Genomic DNA, 22,181 nt, shown 5'->3' with positions numbered 1-22,181 from the left:
GCCAGTCTGAGGAGGCTGGCAACTTCAGCAAGCAGCCAGGCTCTGGCAACAAACCGCCAGCCCCCGACCTAGCGGCCGGAGGTAGTGGGGCGTTGCGCGGTGCGCGTGGAGTCGCGGCGCGGCTCCGACGTAACGGTTTGGGTGGAATCCTGCGCGTCTTTTTTGTCTTGGCGCTGGCGGCGGCGGTTCTGCTTCACTTCTTCTTTCACCTCCTTATCGATGCCCTTGAACAGGTCAGCTAAGTCGCGGTAGTCGCGCTGGAAGATGAGCGAGGCACCGGTGCGCACAAACTGGCCGTCGATGTCGCCGTAGGCGTTGTTGCGGAAAGCTCGCAGGCGAATCCGGCCATTGGCCAGCACGTTGTACTCGATGCTGACGTCGCCGGCGAAAGAGCTGATGCCCGCCTGGTTCTGCCCGTTGCTGGCTTGGTTGCCACCGCCCAGCGGGACATCGGTGCCGAGGCGAACGGTGAGGCGGTTGTTGAGCAGCTGGCGGCGCACGGCCACGTTGAGGTCGGTGCGGGTTTTCTCGGCGCCGCTGCTGTAATCAGCATAGGAGTTCACGCCCAGCTCCACGCCCAGGTTGGACAGATACGAGCCCGTGAGGTTGTTGAGCTGCTGGGTGAGCACCTGGCTGGCCGAGCCGCGCAGCTGGTCAGTCACGAGGTTGCCGCCGCTGCTCTTGAACGGGTCGTCGGTCATGAAGCGGTTGAGCACCATCAGCGAGAAGACCTGCTTGTTCAGCTCCGACTCTTCGCTGGGCTGGCGCAACTGGGCCAGGCGGGCTTCAATGGGCCCGCGCAGCTCGGAGCGGGACTCTTCCGGCAGGCGGATATCGAACCCGATGGTGGGCTTGAGCAGCTCACCGGTCACGTTCAGGAACACCTGGAACGGCAGCTGGTTGCGGCCTACGGCACTCAGCGTTTCGTCGGCCACACCCTGGGCGGCCAGCAGCTCGGCCGGGGCCGCCTTCACGTTATAGATGGCGGCAATGTTGAGCTGGGCATTATACGGGTCGCCACTCCAGACAATGTAGCTGTCGGAGCCGATCTTGAATTCGCGCGAAGCCAGATCGTAGAGCGACATATTGTAGGCGCCATCTGTCACGTCGAGGCGACCGGTGAGGCTGATGGAGCCGCTGGGGTCTATGGCCGTGTTGAGCGTACCCTCGGCCCGCACCTTCAGGTTGTCGCCGGAAATCGGGTCGATAACGAGGGTGAAGGGCGTGTTGTCGCGGACGGTGATGCGGGCGGTGATGTCGTAGCCGGCGGCGGTTTTGGCGGAATCCAGGGCCAGCTGCCGGGCCAGCATCGTATCGACGGGCGCACTTTTGTCGATCCACTCCACAATTCCGTCGGTGGCGACTAAGCCGGCTTCGTCGTTGGGCACCACAATGGTCAGGTCGGATCCTTTTTCCACCAGCACATTGGTGTTGAGCACGGGCAGCGTCAGGTTACCGCTGATGCGCGTATCGGAGTCCAGCACCAGCTTGCCGTAGAACAGCTCGTTGTCGGTAGGGCGGCTGTTGATGGCCAGGAAGTCCTCGGTGGTGGCGTTGAGATTGAAGCGGTAGGAGTTGACGTCGGCGTAGTTGGGCACGATGATGCGGCCATCCACCACGGCCTTGTTGCCGAGCGAGTCCAGCACCGTGAAGTTATTGAAGGCAATGTTCTGCGGGTTGAACGTCACCGTCTGGTTGGGCATGCGGAAGTCGGAGCCCAGTTGGGTGAGCGTCAGGCCGGCATCGGCAGTGGTGGTGAGGGCCCCGTTGATGATGGGCTGGGCGGCCGTGCCCGTCACCACGATGCTGCCCGTCACGCCACCCAGGCCTTCGCGTAGTTGCCCGGCCGAAAACGGCTCGGCCATCTTGAGGTCAAACCGGTTTACGGTCACATCAAACCGAATCGGGTCGGGCGGCGTGGCCAAGTAGTAGCCCACGGCCCGCACGTCGGCGCCCTGGGCGTTGGTGAGGCGGGCGTCTACGTTGTAGCGGTTGGGAGTAGGGTTGGTGGCTTTCAGGGTCACGTCGCCCACCACGGTTTTGTTGTACACCAGGTTAGCAAGCGTGGCGTCGGCCGTGAATGCCTGCTTGGGCTGGCCCAGGCTGAGCGCCAGGGCCTGGCCGTTGAGCGTGCCAGCCACCAGCGAATCCTGCAGGCCGGCGGCGCGGGCCAGGCCGTTCAGCTCCAGGTTCTGCATGTTCAGCTGCAGCGGATACTGCGCGCCAGGCAGCGTCTGGAGCTTCAGGCTGCGGTTGTTGCGGCTGAACTCCAGGTTGTTGGCGAAGATGGCGCCGGTAGCGGTGGTGTAGCGCAGCTCGTTGCCGGGTGTCACGTCCCAAGCCACGCGGTCCAGCATTAGTTTAGGGTCGAAGCTGAAAGAGTAAGCGTCGCCGCTGCCAATTTCGCGCAGCACGCCGGCCATGTTCAGGCGCTCGGCACTGTCCGACTCGGCAATGCGCAGGCGGGTGCCAATCTGGTTGTTTTGCACGCTGCCGGCCAGGGTCGGGTTGGGGATGCGCAGCGTGGTGTCCTGGCTGATCTGGCGCAAACCCAGCGCGTAGTCCAGCTTCTGCGCATCGGAGCTGACGTTGAATTTCAACGAGTCAAGCGCGTAGCCCATGTACACAATGCGCGGAATGCGGGTGTTGAGCGTGAGGTTGGCGGCGCGGCTGTCGAAGCCGCCCGTGAGCTTGAACGGCGTGAGCTGCTTGAGGTCGGGCACCAGTTTCTGCACCAGCGTGGTATTTTTCACATTGGCCTCGAACGTGAACTGCCGGTAGGCCGCTGACGGCCGGTAGCGCACGCCGGGCAAATCAAAATACCGGTCAATGTGCTCCTGCAGCACCGTGGCCAGGTCGCCGAGGCGGGTGTTGCCTTGCAGGTTGAAGTCGGCCACGTTGGAGTTGAACACCACCTCGGTGCGGCCGGGGCGCTGCACAATGCGGCCACTCACCGAGTCCAGCGGAATAGTCTGGTTGTCGCGCACGATGATGATGTTGCGGCCCGAGAACGTACCGTTGATGCTGTTGGCGTCGGAGCCGCTGAGGTTAGCGGTCAGGTCGCCCTGCACGCGCAGGTCGCCGCCGGTGTAGAAGCCCAGGGCCGTGAGGTTGGCGCCGCGCAGGTTCAGGCGCTGCACTTCGTAGCTAGGGTTGTTGGCGTCGCGCAGGTTCACGGTGGCCAGCAGGTCGAGGTTCAGGTTGGGGTCCTGCCGGCTTTTGGCGTCGATGACGTAGCGGTTGCGGTCGATGTCCACCTTGGCCGTGATGCCGCGGTAGGTGTAGCCGTTGTAGGTGGCGCGCTGCACGTTGGCCGTGAGCTGCCCGCGCAGCAGGTTGGGGTCGAGGCCGCCGCGGCCGTTTAGGCGGCCGCTGGCCGTGACGGTGCCGATGGTGGGGTCGTTGAGGATGCGGCCTACGTTCAGGTTTTGGGTGCTGAACACGGCCGTAATCGGCTCCTGGCCTTTGGGGCCGGCGCCGAGGTCAATCTTCGCCGCCACGTTGCCGTAGGTGGTGGTAGCGCGCAGGTCGGTGTCAAACAGCATGGCCGAGGGGCGGCCCCGGAAGGTGCCGGCCACCGTCATCCGGGGCGGAATATTGTAACCGGGCGGAATCGTGCCTTTCGGGGCCAGCATCCGGATATCGGCCTCGGAGGTAGTGAACTGCTGGATGCGCAGGTCGGTGTAGAGGCGGCGGTCGGTTTCGGGCAGGCCCTGGATCCGGCCGCTGGCCTTCACGATGGTGTTGCGGAAGCCCACAAACTCCAGCCCCTGAATCCGCATGTCGCCCACGCGGCCACTCACGCGCCCGCTCAGCAGCACCGACTGGTTGGGGCCGGTGGTGAACGGCGGCGTGCCGGCCAGGTCGGGGGCCAGGTACAGGATGTCGCGGAAGCCGAGGCGCACGTTGCGCAGGTCGCCCTCGATGCCCAGGTTGGGCAGTTGGCGGGTGTCGGCCAGCGCGTCGAGGCTCTTGTAGCGCATGCCCAGCGTCTGGCGGATGCGGGTGTGCGGCGTAATCAGGTCGAGGTTGGTGAGGCGGGTCTGCACCGAGTCGAACACCACGTCGGCCGTGGCCGAGTCGATGCGGAAGCCGCTCTGCTCGCGGCCGGCCAGCTGGTTGATGCGGCCGGTGGTGCTGTTTTCGGAGTAGCGCAGGTTCTCCACGTTCAGCACCAGGTCCGTGAACTTGAGGTGATTGTAGTCCATGGCCGGCAGGCGGGTGCGCTGCTTGGGCTCGTCGAAGTTGTCGAAGGCTACATCCACGCCCCGGATGTCGGAGCGGTTCAGCGACACCACCCAGTTGCTAGGCTGGCCGGTGGCTCCTTCCACGGCGTCGTTCAGGTCGCGCACCACCTCGGCGGGGTTCACGAGGCGCTTTTCCACCGGTACGTTTTCGTTCTGGGCGTAGGCAATGCTGGTGTTGCGCAGCTTCACCGTGTTCAGGGCCACGCGGGAGTTGATCAGGTCGATGTTGTCGGCCGTAATTTCGGCCTCGCCCACGCGGGTGCTGATAAACTGCGCCGACGGGTCGTTCTTATAGGTCAGGCTGACGTTGCTGAGCACGGCCTTGTTCAGCCCGAACGTAAGAGCCAGCGGCTCGGCCACGGCCGTATCGGGCGGGGCGGTTTTGGTCTGGGCGATGCTGATGGCCGTGTTGCGCAGCGTGGCCTCATCTACCTTATAAATCGACTGATCCACGTCCACGGCGTCCATGGTGACGGCCAGCTCGCCCACTTTCGTGCGCACCGCCATGCCCTCCACCTGGTCGTCGTAGGTGAGGCGGATATTGGTCAGGCGCAAATCGCCAATGTTGTACTTGAAGCCCGCGGTGGTATCTGCCGGCGCGGTAGTGGCAGTGTCGGCCGTCGTGAAGGCATTGACGATGAAGTCGTAGTTGCTCACGCTGTCGGGCAGCGTGCGGCTGATGGCCAGACGGCCGTCGTTGAGCTCCAGCTCCTTCAGGTTGATTTCCGACTTGGTGAGGGCCCACAGGTCCAGATCCACGCCCAAGCGGCCCACCGACAGCAGTGTGTCGCCCTGCTGGTCCTCAATGTACACGCCTTCCAGGCTGAGCGCGTGCTTGAAATCGGTGCGAAACTTCGCAATGCGTACTTCGGTGCCGATTTTGCCTTGCAGGTAGCCGGCCGCTTTGCCGGCCGCGTAGTCCTGTACCGATGGAAACTGCAGCGCCACCACCACTCCTATAAGGAGCAGCAGCACGAACGCCACGATTCCAAGGAGAGTGTAGAGCGCGCGGCGGGCGTAAGTAGGTAGCGAGTTGATAGGCGTACAGAATTAGGGGTGTAGTCTAGCCCAACGGCAAAAAGGGGCCTGGGGTTGGAAACCAGTGCGTCCTGGCCCCGGCTCAGGGGCAAGGACGCACCTATCTATGCACATTCCCCCAATCCCCCCGTATCTTTCGGCTCTTATCTATTCTGCTCCATGATTCTTCGTTTCTCCCTGCCCTTCCGCACCGCGTGGGGCCAGCGGCTGGTTGTGTGCGGTTCCGAGCCCAGCCTGGGCCAGTGGAACCTCGACCACGCCCTGCACTTGCAGTACAACCCCGAACTCGGCCGCTGGAGCCAGGAAATCAGCTTGCCCGACGACGCGGCCGGCACCGTCGACTACAAATACATTCTGCTCGACGATCAGGACGGCGGCAAGCATTGGGAGTGGGGCCCCAACCGCCAGGTGCACTACGATGGCCGCCAGTTTTCGCGCCTCGTGCTGGAAGACTACTGGCGCCCGGCTGCCCAGCCCGAAAACGAGCTGTTCACGGCCGCCTTCACCCAGGCCCTATTCCGTCGCCCGAATACCGGCCCGGCCCGGCCCGCCACCTCAGCCCGCGTAGCCGACTCGGTGGTGCGTTTCCAGCTGGCTGCACCGCGGGTGGAGTCCGGCCACCAGCTGTGCGTGCTGGGTTCCGACGCCGCCCTCGGTGCCTGGGATGCCCGCAAGGCCGTCATCCTCTCCGACGCCGACTACCCCACCTGGACCGCCGAAGTAGCCCTGGAGCAGCCCGACAAAGCCACGCAGTATAAGTATGGTGTCTGGGACCCGGCGGAGAAGAAAATCGTGCTGCTGGAAAACGGCGAAGACCGCACCATTCCGCCGGCTCAGGACCGCCGTACGCTGCGCGTTCGGGCCGACGATAACTTCCGCTACCCCAGCACCTGGCGCGGCGCCGGCGTGGCGCTGCCCGTGTTTGCCATGCGCAGCCAGCAGGGCTTGGGTGTCGGCGAGTTCCCCGACCTGAAGCTGCTCACCGACTGGGCCGTGCAAACCGGTCTCAAGCTGGTGCAGATTCTGCCCATCAACGACACCGTGGCCACTCACACCTGGGTCGATTCGTACCCGTACGCGGCTATTTCGGTGTTTGCCCTGCATCCGCAGTACCTCAGCCTTGATTCCATTGCGCCCCTCCATGATGCTGCCGCGCAGCAGGAACTGGAGCAGCTGCGCCAGGAGTTGAACGCCAGGGACTTCGTGGACTACGAGCCGGTAATGAACGCCAAGTGGAAGTTCGCGCGCCTGCTCTATCAGCAGGAAAAAGCTGCCTTCCTGGCCGACCCGGCGTTCCATGCCTTCCGCGAAGAGCAGAAGTCGTGGCTGGAGCCCTACGCCGCTTTCTGCTCCCTGCGCGACCAGTACGGCACCGCTGACTTCCAGCAGTGGCCCGAAGAGTACCGCACGCCGGCAAAAGTGGCCGAGCTGGTGCGCGAGGACGCCGCCAACTTCGACGAGGTAGGCCTGCACTTCTTCATCCAGTTCCACCTGGATAAGCAGCTGCTCGACGCCGTAAACTACGCCCGCCAGCACGGCGTAGTGCTCAAAGGCGACCTGCCCATTGGCATCTACCGCCACTCCGTGGATGCCTGGACACAGCCCGAGCTCTACCACATGCACCAGCAGGCCGGCGCCCCGCCCGACGACTTCTCCACCACCGGCCAGAACTGGCGCTTCCCGACCTACAACTGGGAGCGGATGGCCGAGGACGGCTACGCCTGGTGGAAGCAGCGCATGGGCACCCTGGCCCGCTACTTCGACGCCCTGCGCATCGATCATATCCTGGGCTTCTTCCGCATCTGGGAGATTCCCGGCCATTCGGTGGAAGGTTTGCTTGGGCACTTCTCGCCCGCCCTGCCGCTGCATCAGCACGAAATTGAGCAGCGCCTGGGCTGGTTTGACTACGGCCGTTTGTGCGAGCCTTACATCCGCTGGCACACGCTGCAGCACATCTTCCACGGGCAGGCCCAGGCCGTGTTCGACGAGTTTATGGAAGATGCCGGATACGGCGCCATCCGGTTGAAGGAGCACGTGCGCACCCAGCGCCAGATGGAAAGCGTGCTGGCCGAGAAAATGGCCGCCGACCCCGCCAACACCGAGCACTACCTCTGGCTGCGTGCCGGCCTCTACAGCCTTGCCAACGAGGTGCTGTTTGTGCCCGACGACCTGCGCGCCGACTTCTACCACCCGCGCATCACGGTGGACAAGTCGGTGTCGTTCAAGGAGCTGAACGGTGAGGACCAGCACCGCATGCGGGAGATTTACAACGACTTCTTCTTCCAGCGCCATGAGGAGTTCTGGCGCGAGCAGGGTCTGCGCAAGCTGCCGCCGGTACGCTACGCCACCAACATGCTCATCTGCGGCGAAGACCTGGGCATGGTGCCGGCCTCGGTGCCCGGCGTGATGCGCGCCCTCGGCATGCTGGGCCTCAACATCCAGCGCATGCCCTCCGACCCCAAAGTGGAGTTCGGCCACCCCGACGCAGCGCCCTACCTGTCCGTCGTCAGCCCCGGTTCCCACGACATGAGCACGGTGCGCGGCTGGTGGGAGGAAGACCACGTGAAAACCCAGCGCTTCTTCGAAACCATCCTGGGCCACTGGGGCGAGCAGGCCCCGTACCACTGCGAGCCATGGGTGGCCCGCGAAATAACGGTGCAGCACCTGCACTCGCCGGCCATGTGGGCCATCTTCCCGCTGCAGGACCTGCTGGCCATGAGCCCCGACCTGCGCCGCGCCAACCCCGACGACGAGCAGATCAACGTGCCGGCCAACCCCACGCACTTCTGGAAGTACCGGCTGCATTTGCCGCTGGAGAAGCTGACGCAGGAAGCCGACTTCAACCGCGAGGTGCAGGCGCTGGTGCAGCGTAGCGGACGGAATTGAGTATAGTCAATCCTGCTTATTTCGCTGGCGCAGACCGGCATAAAAAAAAACGCTGCTTACACGCAGCGTTTTTTTTTATGCCGGTCTGCGCCAATCCGTTTGGCGCCTTCGCTTCGTAGAAACTTCTATTGCGTGACCATTACCCATGCTAATCTGACACCCCATTTTGGGATTTATACCCGTTATGGGAAACTGTTTAACCACTCAATTATTCACCGAGTAAAAAGGGGAGTTGATCGAATAAAGAAATCCTTCCTCCCATGTGTACGGTATTTTTGAATCACGCGTGAAAGTCAAGCGCTTACTATATTTTTCTCTCCTCCGGCACCATTCCTTATTTTTCAGAATATGAAAACAACCTTACGATTTTTACTCCTGCTGCTGGCCTGGACCAGCCTGGGGTGGACAGTGGGCTGGGCCCAGACGGCACGCGTAGCGTCCCTAATACCTGAGAGGGTATCGGTGGAAAAACGGGCACAACTGCTCGCTCGCACTATTGGCAAAGCGAAAGTCCAGAAAGCGGTTTCTACGGCCAGCCGGCCGGCGGCTATTACTGCCAACAACGTAACTGTAACCGTACCAATAAACAGTGGGCTGCTTATTGTAGCGCCGCTGAATTTCACTACTACACTGGCTAGCAGCCAGCCTAACCAAGTTCGGTACCGGATATTGCCGACGGCAGCGCAGGGCCAGCTCTATCTCTTTAATGCTGACTTCACTCAAAGTGTGCTTCTTGATCCAGCGGTATACAACAATGTGTGGATTAACCCCGGTAATTTCATAAACCAGGTTTTTCAGCCAGCTGCTAACTATACTGGAGTTATCACAATTCCATATGCGGGCAGAACGGTTAATAACTTAAACATTGTAGTTGAAACATCGAACGAAGCGGACTACACCATTCGAGTAGCTCCGGTAGCCGACAATAACACCGCTCTTATAATTGCGCCTAACGCTGGCATTACAGCTTTGTCGCAGCCATTGACATCAACTCCATCCGGCTTAAACTTCACGATTAAGTCGTTGCCGCCGACAGCTAATGGCGTGTTGTACACGACCCGTAACGCAACTGGCGCTATTGTGACTCCCACAGCTATTACTGTAGGCCAGTCTTTGACTCCCACTCAGGCACAAAACCTATCTTTTGGCCCAGCCACGAACTTCTTTGGTACCGCCATTTTCACCTTCACTGTTACCAGCAACGGGGTGGAATCAGAGGTGAGTGACTACGGCATCCCGGTAAGCAAAGCGGCCTGTGGCCTGACAGGCCCGATTGAGTTCAGCAAGAGCCCTATCGAAGACTGGAAGACGCACGCCAACGTGCTCGTAGCGGGCACCAACATTAGTAGCGGCGGTTTCACGTCTTCTGTAAGCGGTACCAATACCAACACGTTTGCTATTGGCAACAACCTTACCTTGCCTGGCCCATCTCTGGTGTGGCAGCAGAATAACATTGGTAACAACCCAACCACTACCCCCAATACCTCATCAGTAACTTTTACGTTCGACCGGCCCGTCAATAATCTGTCTATAACGATTACTGACATTGATAGGGACCTGACCAACGCCAACTTTACCGATGAATTGACCTTCAATGGTTTTGCCACTGACGCAAGTACTACCCCCATCACTCTGACGGCTGCTAATGTGGCCACCGCCGCCAGCCTTAATCAGTTTGTTGCTGGGACTAACACCGTACAAGGCATCGGAGTCGCCAATTCGACGACGACCAGTAACGTTGTTGTAACGTTCGCAAGTGCCGTAAAGAAGCTTACCCTCATTTACAAGAACACGGCTCCTTACGTTAACGCCACTACTGACCGTACGCAAACTATAGGTTTCCCCTCTTTTACTTGGTGCTCGCAGGCTGACGTAACAACGACGCTTATCGCTCAGGCTTCTCCAATTACTGCGGGTGCACAGGGGCAATTCAATGCTGCGTTCACTAACAATGGAGTAGACGTGACAGCCCAGGGTGTAGTAGCTCAGGTGCAGTTGCCTACCGGCCTAAGCAACGTAGTAGCCACTAACGGTGGGTCGTACAGCCCCACCACCGGCATTGTTACCTACGCCGGCCTCACGACCTTGACCGTGGGTCAGACGGTTGCCTCCACCATCACGTTCACGGCCCCGGCTACGGGGCCAGTTAGCGCCACGGCTTCCATCAGCACAACCAGTGATGAAGGCGCCAATACGGCCCCGAACTCGGCCAATGCTAATATTAGCGTGACGCCCTCCGCTGATGTAGTGACGACCCTGACAACTTCACAGACGGCTGTAGCACCTGGTGCCAGCATCACTTACACTGCCCGGGTACAGAATAATGGACCTTCGGCCGCTACCACGGTGGCTCCCACGGTGCAGTTACCAGCTGGCCTGCTGCTTGTAGCAGCTAATCTGCCTACCGGCGCTACCTACAATAATAACACGGGAGTGGTAACGCTGCCAACCACGGCCTCCCTGGCCAGCGGGGCAGGCAGTGCTCTCACATACGCAATTACGTTCCCGGCCCCGAACTACAGCACTACTATTACGGGTGTTGCTGCTAGTGCTTCGGGTACCAACGACCCAACGGCAGCCAACAACAACGGCACCCAAGCCAACGCCCGGGTGTCGACAGTCGTTAGCCTGCCTTCCAACGGCTGTGCTGGTGTGCCATACGGCCCAACCCGCAGCAGCGGTTTATATGGCGAATATTTCGCCGGTTACTTCGCCGATAACCTGAGCTTCTTTGATGGCAAGACGGCCGGTCTGGCCCGTTACGACGCCACACTGAACTTTCCGGCGTCCGATCGTTGGGGCAATCTGGTACCACCGGCTACGGGTTCGGCTTCCGATCCTGAGCAGTACACTTCTCGTTACCGTGGTAGCATCAACATCGCTACCGCCGGCTCCTACACGTTCTACCTGAGCTCCGACGACGCCTCTTACCTGTGGCTGGATGGAGCTACCGTAGCTCCTACACTTGCCAATGTCTCTATCAATAACGGTGGACTACACGGCGCAACTGAAAGATCCGTTATACTGAACCTGTCAGCTGGTTCGCATGACCTGCTGATTTATTTTGGTGAGCAAGGAGGAGGCAATTCGCTTACCTTCTCGTATGAAAGCGCCGCGGCCGGTATTGCCAAGCAGATTGTGCCCAACTCGGTACTGTGCGCCAGCGCCTCGCCCCCGGTTGCCAACAACGACTTCGCCACCACTACGCCCGGCACGCCTTATACTTTCACGGGTGCAACGGCCGTAACGGCCAACGATACGCCAACCGGCACTTTCAACGCTACTACTGTAACGCTGGGTGCCGCCGTACCGGCTTCGCAAGGTGTGTTCACGAAGGCTGCCAACGGCGACGTGACCTTTACGCCGGCTGTTGGTTTCGTGGGAATAGCTACCATCCCGTACACTGTGCAGAACGCCTCGGGCACTGTATCGAACACTGCTTTCATTTCGGTGGAGGTGAAGGGCACAACCTTTAACCTGGCCACCACGCTTACTGGCCCGGCTTCGGCCGATGCCGGGGCTCCGGTAACTTACAATGTCACTTCCAGCAACCCTGGCACAGTAGCCGCTACCAACGTGGTAGAAACGGTGCAGCTGCCCGCCGGCCTAACGACCACCGGCTTCACGGTAGGCGGTGCCAACGGTACGCTCAGCAACGGCGTTATTACGTTTGCCAACGGCAACACCTACAACCAGACGACCGGCGTACTGCGCCTGCCGATTGGCAACCTGGCCGCTTCTACTGGCTCGGTAACTACGGCAGTGGTGTTCCCCGCTTCCGGCAGCAGCCCGCTGATGGTAACGGCCAACATTTCGGGCCTGGGCGGCACGGAAACTACTACTGCTGATAACACGGCTGTGGTAAACACGGCTATCACGCCCCGCTTCGATGTGACGACCGCCCTGACAGGCCCGGCCACAGTAACGGCTGGCAACGAGGTGACCTACACCGTGACGACTAGCAACGTTGCTACTGCCACGGATCCGCGCTCGGTTTCGCCGGCCTCCAACGTGGTGCAGACGGTTACGTTCAGCGGCAATGTCATGGGTATTTTTGCTTCTAATGGCGGGACAGCGGCCTTCAACAGCAGCACGAACACCACTACGGTTACGTTCCCGGCTATCAGTGTGCTGGCGCCTGGCCAGAGCCAGGTGAATACCGTCAGCTTTGTATCGCCAAGCGACGCCCGCCTTGCCCCGGTTGCCATTGTGACTTCTGGAGAAACAAGCACCAATGTCGGCGACCTCAACTCGCCGACAGTGGGCACAAATAACAATACGGCCCAGTTGAACGGCGTGACAGTACGCCCTACGGTTACTCCAATTGCCGCAGTAGGCACGTCCGTCAACGTATTCACGACTATCTCGTCGCCGACCACCAATGTGGCACCTGGCGCGACTATCACGCTCAACGTAACGGCCAACAACGCGGGTCCGGCTACGGCCAACGCCGTGGTGCAGACCGTGACGTTGCCCACCGGACTGAGCGGCGTGACGCCTTCCAACGGCGGCAACTACAACGAAGTCACCGGTGTCGTGACCTTTCCTCAGCTGACGACCTTGGCTTCGGCCGGTTCGCAGGCCTACACGATTACGCTGACGGCTCCGGCCCAGGGTTTCGTGCTGGCTAACGCTACCATCACGACGACCAGCCCAGACCTGGTGCCAGCCGATAACCTGGCCCAGACCAAAGTCGACGTGAACCCGACGGCTGACGTGACTACGACCATTACCGGTCCGGTAGTGGCCCTGCCCGGTCAGCTGCTGACCTACACCGTAACGACCCGTAGCAACGGCTCGGCCGACGCTAACGGTGTAATCCAAACCGTGCAATTGCCCGCCGGCCTCACCAACGTGCAGTTCAACGGCGTGACGCCAACCGGTGCCACCAGCTACAACGCTGCCACCGGCCTGCTGACGCTGACCTATGCCGCACCGCTGGCTCAGGGCTTCAGCGCCTCCAACACGATTACCTTCACCACGCCTACGGGTATGACTAGCTTCGGCCCCGTCGCCACGGTAAGCACCAGTACTTTCGAAACGAACACGGCCAACAACACGGCCGCCGTAACGACGGTGGTGACGCCGGCCGCCGACGTGGTAGTAAGAGTAACCGCCCCGGCTTCGGCTGTAGTGGGCACTCCGGTCCTCTATGTCGTGAGCACGACCAACAACGGCGTGTCGGTAGCCACGGGGGTAACACCTACGCTGCAGCTGCCTGCCGGACTCGGAGTCGCAAATGTGGCCTTCCCGGCCGGCAGCAACACAGGCACCTACGACAACGTTTCCGGCCTGGTGACGTTCCCGACGGCTGGCACTCTGGCCAACGGCGCCAGCCTGGCCAACGAGGTGCTCGTGACTATGCCTGACGTTTCCCAACTCGCAGCCGTGGCCCGGGTGAGCACGACGAGCTTCGACACGAATCTGGATAACAACTACGCCAGCGCCGCTACGACGCCAATAGCTCCTACGGCTACCACGGCAGATGTACGGGTGGCATCGTTCTCGCCGAATTCGACAACTACGCCCGGCACAACTGTAACCTTGACGGCGACCTTCAACAACGCCGGCACCAACCCGGCCGCCAACGTGGTACCGCAAATCGTGCTGGTACCCGGCCTGACCAACGTTACGTATCCTGGCACCGTCGGTACTTACAGTTCCACCACTGGCATCGTCACGTTCCCGACAGTAAGTTCAGTGGCCGCCAACACGACCGTAGCCGGTACCTACTCGGTGAGTTTCAACGCCCCGAACTCGGGTCCGGTGAATGCCGTGGCCACCATTGCCTCGGCCACCTCTGACGCCGTGCTGACCAACAATACCGCTGTGTCGGTGCTGACAGTGACCTCGCAGGCCAACGCTACGACCAGCATTGCCGGGCCGGCTTCGGCCGCTCCGGGCTCGAAGGCAACCTACGCCGTCACGACCTCCAACGTGGCCACGACTTCGCCCTCGACCAACGTGGTGCAGACCGTGACCATCCCCGGCACGCCGGCGGACTTGGTAATTCCGACTGGTGCCACCTCGACCGTAACGGGCGGCAATACCGTGGTAACGTTCCCGACCATTGCCCTGTTGGCTCCCGGTACGGCTAATGCAGTAACCAACTACGTATCGTTCACGATGCCTACTGCAGCGGTAACGCTGACTGGTACCGTAACGTCGGACGTAGACGTTGCTGCCGGCAACAATACTGCTTCAGTTACCACTAATACCAACCGTGCGCCGGTGGCCTACAACGTGGTCAATAAGCTTCAGTCACCCGAGGGCAACACGGCCAACACGCCGCTGCTGATTTCGCCGCTGGCCGCTACCGATGCCGATGCCGGCCAGGTGCTGACCTACCGCATTACGAGCCTGCCCACTTCGGGCACGCTCTCACTGAACGGTACGCCGGTAAATACCACCACTGTGCTGTCGGCCGCCGATGCCGCTAATCTGAAGTTCTTGCCCGCCGCTAATTTCGTGGGCAACGTATTCTTCAGCTACGTAGCTATCGACAACGCTACAACCGTGGCCACGTCGAACACGGCGCTCTACACTATTCCGGTGGGAGCTGACAATAACTCTGCGTATGCTACCACGCCGACGAAAGGCGGCGCTACCGCTTATCAGAACAATGATGTGCTGGCCTACGTGGTCGATATCAATGCCGCCCGCTACAACAGCGCCGGCCTGATCTACAACACTACTACCGGAGCCCTGGTGGCTACCAATGGCAGTGTCAGCAACGGCCTGCCCACCACGGGTACGAATGCAGTTATTTCGGCCGCCGACAAGTCTACGCTCAACGCGGTAGGTATCGACATCAACCCCACTACCGGTCAGTTCTTCGTCTCGAACCGGTTGTTGCTCCGCGAGGGTAACTATACGGTCAGCGTTACCACCACCGATATCAACGGTGGTACCAACACGCAGAACGTGACGATTCCGATTGGAGCCCGGCCACTGCCAGTAACGCTGGTGAGCTTCTCGGCCAAAGCCGAAGGCGCCGACGCCAAGCTCACCTGGACCACGGCTCAGGAAATTAACAATGACCGTTTCGTGGTAGAGCGCAGCCTCGACAGTAACAGCTTTACGGTAGTAGCGGAAGTGAAGGGTCAGGGCACCAAGTCCTCGGCCACGAACTACACCCTTACCGATGCGCAGGCCGCCAGCAAAGGCCGGGTAGCCTACTACCGCCTGCGCCAAGTAGATACGGATGGCACCAGCACCTACAGCTCGGTGCAGACGGTGACGTTCAGCATCGCTACCCGCACAACCGTAGCTGTGTACCCCAACCCTACCTCCAATCTGGCGAATACGCGTCTGGATCTGTCGGGCGCACCGCAGGGTGCCTACCAAGTAAGCATCGTGGACATGACCGGCCGCGTACTCCGCAGCTTCTCGCAGCAGGGTGGCCGCAACGAGGCGATAGACGTAACCAGCCTGCCTGCCGGTACCTACCTGGTGCTGGTGAAAGGCAACGGCGAATCGTTCAACCAGCGCTTGGTTAAGGAATAAGGCTTCGGTTCATTACTCCGCATAGCAAAGTCCCCTCTCCATTCGGAGAGGGGACTTTTTCGTTTTGTCGGCTCGGGTTCAGTTTACCGGATTGCGGGCGTCGCTAAGGAAAGCAGCCCGCCTATTGCACTACATTGTGCGCTGCCAGTCCCGCTCGTTCCAGGTTCGGATACGGTATGCCATTCATGCTGCTCTGCTACTGCAGTCCGTACTTCCTAGGCACCGGCCAACCGCATGCACGCTTGGAAACCCCGGCTGCGGCAAGTAGTAATATGGGCAGCCTGTACGGATAGCTACAGTCCGGTGCGCCCGGCAATTTTCATGGCTTGCCCAACGATTCGTATTGTACAGCATCCGGCGGCACCTGTGCTGAAACACCTGAACGGCCGGCCAGCTTCAGCCCACAAGCGTAGGAATCAGGGGGTAATGGATTACACTAATTCCCGTTTTGGTAATTATATTCCAAAAGGCCTTATTGTCACTTTCTTGTGATAATAAGGCCTTTGATTGTGTAGTTACCTTACTACCTTTGTGCCAGATATTGTAATTTCCTCAACTGTGTCAAGGGTTTAGGGCGTCGATGAGCAGGCGTAACAGGATTTTTAGCAGGAAACCTGCTGCTGCTCCGGCTATGTAGAAAGCTGTTTTGACACACCGAACAACTCAAAAAGGGTTTGTCTAAGCCGGCTGAATGCTGCTTTTGACCGGCTTATATACCTGGTTTACCAAAAAGAGAAAACCTTCTTCTGCCCATAAACCAAGCTTGGTACGAATTGCCGCGTGCCAGCTGATCTTCTTCCTTTTGTCAGATTACCCTTACCATCGTTTCATGAAAACAACCTTACGCTTAGCTGCCTTCTTGGTGGCGTGGCTGGCTTTAGCAAGTAGTACAGCTTGGGCGCAGGCAGTCAACAAATCTGCGCCAATCATTCCGAAGTCATTTGGTATCACGGCTCTAAAAGCTTTATCGGCAACTACGGCCACCACGGGCTACAGTATTCTCTCGGTTCCCACGAGAGGCGTGTTGAGAGCAAATGGGACTGCAGTCACGACGGCTAACGTCCCTTTTGCGGTTACTGCCGCTAATGCGGGCACCCTCTCGTATGACCCGGACGGGGCGGCCCCAGCCGGTAACTACAGCTTTACGTATCGCGCCAGCAACAACACGACGGTAGCTAATTTCTCGCTTCCGGTTAGCAACGCTGACTGCGGCCAGAATAACGTCATTGACTTCTCGGAACGTACAGTGGGGGAGAACTGGAAGCAGCAGACGGGCGTCACGGTGGGAAACACCACCGTGACCACCAGTGGCTACGCCTCTTCTGTGCCAGCTGGTCAGACCAACATTCTTGAAATCAGCAACCAGCCTGCCCGCCTTTCCACGCAAGGGCTGGTATGGCAGCTTGACAATGAGAATTTTTCCGGAGATAACCGCTCCACAGTGCAGATGAACTTCAGCCGGCCGGTACGCAACTTGGCCTTCAGCATGGAAGACATCGACATTAGTACGCTAGGCAACGGTGGTAGTGACTTCGTGGATGAGGTTACGTTCAACGCCTACGCGCAGGGAAGCACCACACCGTATCAGCTGGTAGCAGCAGACGTGGCACTTGGCTTGAATGGCTCCAACATTTTTGTTGCCGGCACGAATACGATTGAAGGAACTACTGCCAACAGTGGCCCGGGAGGTACGGTTGTGCTAACTTATCCGGCCGGCATTGCTATTTCCCGCCTGGAAATCATCTACCGCAACACGCAGAACTACACGGCCGGCAACCTTCGCCTGCAGACCATTGGTATTCCATCCATGGTGTGGTGTGCGGTTGTAGACTTGTCGACTACGCTCACGGGCCCGGCTTACGCGCAGGCTGGCGGTACCGTTGCTTACACAGCCACTACCACCAACCAGGGAAATATTGATGCAGCGGGTGTAAACTCCACCGTGCAGCTGGTTCCTGGTCTGCTTAACGTAACTATTGATGGCACCACTGCCGGAACGCAGTACAATACTGTTACCGGCCTGCTTACGCTGCCCGCCATCGGAACACTGGCGCCAGGCGGCAGCCGTGCGAGCGTTATCCGGTTTACGATGCCTGCTACAGGCAGCGTAACCGGCCAGGCGAAGAGTACAACTACTGGCCTCGATGCTGATGTGACTAACAACAACGGCACTGCAGCCAACGCCAACGTCACGACGGTGCAGAACCAGCCGCCCGTAGCGAATAATGTGACGGTGACTCCTGCCATCTCCGTAAGCAGCGGCCAGACAGGCATTGCCCCCCTTACCGCCACTGACCCGAACGGTAATTCCACCATTGCGTCTTACCGCATTACCAGCACGCTGCCCCCAGTATCGCAGGGTACGTTTTACGTCAACGGCGTAGTGCTGAACACCACCAACTTCCCTAATCTGGTGCTGACGCCAACACAGGTTACGCAGCTGACTTTTGATCCGTCGGGCACGTACGTAGGCAACGTAACTTTCCAGTATACGGCCACCGACGACTTCAATATTTCGGATGCCACCCCGGCCACTTATACCCTCACAATAAGCAACCAGCCGCCGGTAGCAATTAGCGCCACCAACGTAATCCTGTCCAACACGGCCGGCGCTACGGTATTGTCGCCTTCACTCTCGGGCACGGATGCCGATGGTACGGTAGCTTCGTTTTCGATTAAGTCGTTGCCGGCCACCGGCACGCTGAGCTTCAACGGTGCGCCAGTCGTAGCCGGCGTTACCAGTGTCCCGGCCAATCAGTTGAACTTACTGCGCTACACACCGGCCAGCGGGCAGTTGGGCATAGCCAGCTTCACGTTTACGGCTATCGACAACAACGGCGCCGAAAGTGCTACGGCTACTTACTCCATTCCGGTGCAGAACCCGGCTCCGACTAATTGCGCGGTATCGTATTTCGATGGCGTGAACTCCTATAGTGGCCTGTCGGCTGACTATGTGGCGGGCACGTTCAGCACGAACGCCAATTCCACCGGCGACGACCTCGCGTATTTTGTGACGCGGGCGGGCACCGGCAACAGTATCAAACGGATTGACGCCCAGCTCAACTTTACAGATAATGGCGCTAGCTGGGGTAATATCATCCCGCCGGCCAGCGGCTCGGCAACGGACTACAATACCTATAGCTCTCGCTACCGGGGTAGCATCTTCCTGGCGAAAGCGGGTGTCTACACCTTCTACACCAGCTCCGACGATGCCTCTTACCTGTGGATTGACGGCGCGGCCCTGCCTACCAACAACACGCCTACCGCAGCTACGGCCCTGGTAAACAACGGCGGCCTGCACGGCAACGTTGAGGTGACATCCGTCACAGTCCGGCTGTCGGCTGGCTTGCACAACGTGCTGCTGTTCTTCTCTGAAAACGGCGGCGGCAACGTCTTCACGTTCTCGTATGCCGGCACAGCTGAAGACGGTACCACCATCGCCAAACAGGTGGTGCCCAATGCTATTCTGTGCGCCGGTCGTTCCAACCTGCCGCCGGTAGCGCTCAACGTCACCAATTCGCCTGCTATTCCAAACAGCTTTGGTCCTACGGCCATTGCCTCACTGGCCGGCTCTGATGCCGATGGTACTGTTGATAACTACATCATTGCCACGCTGCCAACGGCAGAGCAGGGCGTGCTTTCGCTAAACGGCACGCTCGTAACGGCCGGCCAGCAGATCACGGCCGCGCAGGCCGCGCAGTTGCAGTTCAATCCGACAGCAGGCTTCGTTGGCAACGCTACGTTTACTTTCCATGCTGTGGATAACACGCCACAGCGTTCCAACGAGCCAGCTACTTATACTATTCCGGTAGCAGCTACCACTACCATTAGCGGTACCATCTTCGAGGATGTAAACTACGGTGGTGGCGCAGGCCGCAATTTTAGTACGGCCAACTCGTCGGCCACGGGTTCGGGCTTCGCCAACAACGTCATTGGGCGGAACGGCGCTACCGTGGAACTGTACGATAATGCTACGGGCCTGCCCGTGATTGGCATTACTGCAACCGCCACGAGTACCACCAACGGCACTTATACTTTTACGGGTGTGCCAACTGGTAGCTACACGGTGCGCGTAGTAAACAGCACAGTTTCGTCGGTACGGAATACCGGTAACGTGGCAGGCCTGCTGCCTGTGCAAACCTTCGTACGCAACGGTGTAACAGACGACGTGAACCGCGTAGGCGGCGAGGCACCTGCCAAGCAGGATGCCGCCGCCAACACCGGTGCCCAAACGCTGGCCGCCCTGACGACTGGTACGCTCACGCCGCAGTCCATCACGACGGTGACGATAGCCAGCACGCCGGCCGCTGTAACGGCTGTTGACTTTGGCTTCAACTTCAATACGGTAACGAATACCAACGATGCCGGCGCCGGCTCGTTGCGGCAGTTTATCAGCAACAGCAACGCGTTGCCGAATACTACCCTCGATCAGGATGACACTTTCCAGGGGGCTGCAGCTGGCCGCGAGTTTGCCAACTTTATGCTTCCTGATGGCACTACAACCGGCAACGGTCTGCGTGCCGGGGTGGCAGCTGCCAGCGGTTACAATGCTACCACAGGCTTTACTATCACTTTGGCATCGACTCTGCCAATAATTACGGATGCCAATACTGTAATAAATGGCGGCCGGATTATCACAGGTGAAAAGGTAGCTGCAGTAGCTGGTACGACTACAGGACCAGAAGTGACGATCAACTTTGCCTCATTCGGTGGTCTGGAAACGACGGCGGCTAATACCCGCTTTGTAAGCATAGGTCTGACAGGAGCCAAGGGCACGGGTGTTTCCACAACTGGTGATGTATCACAGGGAGCGGCCATCACGCTGAGCGGAGCTGCTGCTACTGGTTCTATCGTGAACAATATAACGGCCTACGACAATGCCACCGCCGGAGTGCGCCTGGAGAATGGCGTGACGGGAGTATCCATTACTAACAGCATCCTGCGCAATGGTACTTCTACCGCAACTGCAGCCGGTGTCACGGCTACCGATGGATTCGGCATTGTGCTGGAAGGTGCTACCAACAACACGATAACCGGCAACACGCTTAGCAACAATGCAGGTTCTGCTATAACACTGGGTACGTCGACTGGCACGGCCGTAACGAACACCGGCAACCGCTTTGAGCTCAATACGATCAGCGGCAACGGTGGCGGGGCCGCCACGCTAAACAATGCTGGCATTCGGATTCGCTTCGGCCAGGACAATCTGTTTTTGACCAACACCATTACCGGCAACGATTCTGATGGCATTATTGCGAACAGCGGAACCTCTGGCAACCGCTTCTCGCAAAACTCATTCAGTGGCCACAATGATGCTGGTGACCTGGGCATCGATCTGACTGGCGGAACAGGATTTAACGGAGATGATACCAACCTTAATGCCGACGGTAAAACTGCCGCTACTGGCGCAAATGGCATCCTCAACTTCCCGGTCATCACTCAGCTTTCCAAGGATGGTACCAGCCTGCGTATGCTAGGATATGCTCCCGCCAACGCGGTGGTAGAGTTCTTTGTGGCAGATGTACAGACCGCTACTTTTGGTGAAGGCCTCACATACATAGCATCCCGCACTGAGGGCACTGCCGATGATGCTGATAACAAAGTAAGTAACTACTCCTTCTCTGGCTTCCCTGGTGAAATCAATCAAGGCAGCGAAACCAACGCTCGTCGCTTCTCCTTCACTATTCCACTCTCAAGCCTGACTGCCGCACAGCAACTGGCCCTCAATGGCGCCAACGCTCGTATAACCGCCACGGCTACGGTTTTGAGCACCACGTTGGTTAATGGTATAGCTGTTGGAAACACGTCGGAGTTCTCCGGTAATATTGCCGTAACTGCTAACCCTCTGCCCGTAGAGCTGAAAGCTTTCGAAGTAGCGGCGAGCAACGCCAATGCTTTGCTGACCTGGAGCACAGCATCGGAGCAGAACAACGACCACTTCGACGTGGAGCGCAGCTTCGATGGCGGCCGCTTCGAGCGGATCGGGCAGGTGCAGGGCCGCGGCACCACCAGCCAGACGACCAGCTACAGCTTCACCGATACCAACATCGGGGCCCAGCGGACGGGTGTCGTGTACTATCGCCTGCAGCAGGTGGACACGGACGGCACGGCCAGCTACAGCCCAGTGCGCACGGTGCGCTTCGCGGCTACGGCCGGCACTGCCGTGACGTTGGGTGTGTTCCCGAACCCAGCTACCACCCAGGACCGCACCGCAACGCTGGACCTGGCAACGCTGCCGCAAGGCGCTTACCAAGCTACATTGCTCGACGCCACGGGCCGCATCATGGGCACGTATGACGTGCAAGGTGGTGTGAATAAAAAGCTTGACATAGAGTCACTGCCAGCCGGCACCTACCTCGTGCTGGTGCGCGGCAATGGCCTGAGCCTGAATCAGCGTCTGATCAAGAAGTAAGCGGCTGCGGCCACCGATAAGCAAGCCCTCCTCTGGCAACAGAGGAGGGCTTTTTGTTTGCCGTAATCCTGCGCAAGGCTTCCTCGAATCCG

General features: G+C 59.5%; 4 protein-coding genes. 3 read left to right on the top strand and 1 reads right to left on the bottom strand.

The features are described from left to right. Positions 1 to 68 precede the first annotated feature (68 nt). Positions 69 to 5,231, bottom strand: a complete 5,163-nt coding sequence (locus O3303_RS14215) for a translocation/assembly module TamB domain-containing protein (RefSeq protein WP_269559060.1) — start codon at positions 5,229 to 5,231, stop codon at positions 69 to 71. A 213-nt stretch (positions 5,232 to 5,444) separates the two neighbouring features. Between O3303_RS14215 and O3303_RS14210 the strand changes: the two genes are divergently transcribed. The 3 genes from O3303_RS14210 (at position 5,445) to O3303_RS14200 (ending at position 22,089) form a co-directional block, all read left to right on the top strand. Further along, positions 5,445 to 8,171 (top strand): 4-alpha-glucanotransferase, encoded by a 2,727-nt coding sequence (locus O3303_RS14210; RefSeq protein ID WP_269559059.1) that lies wholly within the window; start codon positions 5,445 to 5,447, stop codon positions 8,169 to 8,171. Between the two features lie 348 nt (positions 8,172 to 8,519). Further along, entirely contained in the window at positions 8,520 to 15,677 is a 7,158-nt protein-coding gene (locus O3303_RS14205; protein ID WP_269559058.1) for a T9SS type A sorting domain-containing protein, read from the top strand. Positions 15,678 to 16,923: 1,246 nt separating this feature from the next. Further along, complete coding sequence (locus O3303_RS14200) at positions 16,924 to 22,089, top strand: beta strand repeat-containing protein (RefSeq protein WP_269559057.1); 5,166 nt, start codon at positions 16,924 to 16,926, stop codon at positions 22,087 to 22,089. The last annotated feature ends 92 nt before the right edge of the window (positions 22,090 to 22,181 follow it).

The sequence above is a fragment of the Hymenobacter canadensis genome, from assembly GCF_027359925.1.
GTDB lineage: Bacteria > Bacteroidota > Bacteroidia > Cytophagales > Hymenobacteraceae > Hymenobacter > Hymenobacter canadensis.
This window is presented reverse-complemented; position numbering and strand designations above follow the sequence as displayed.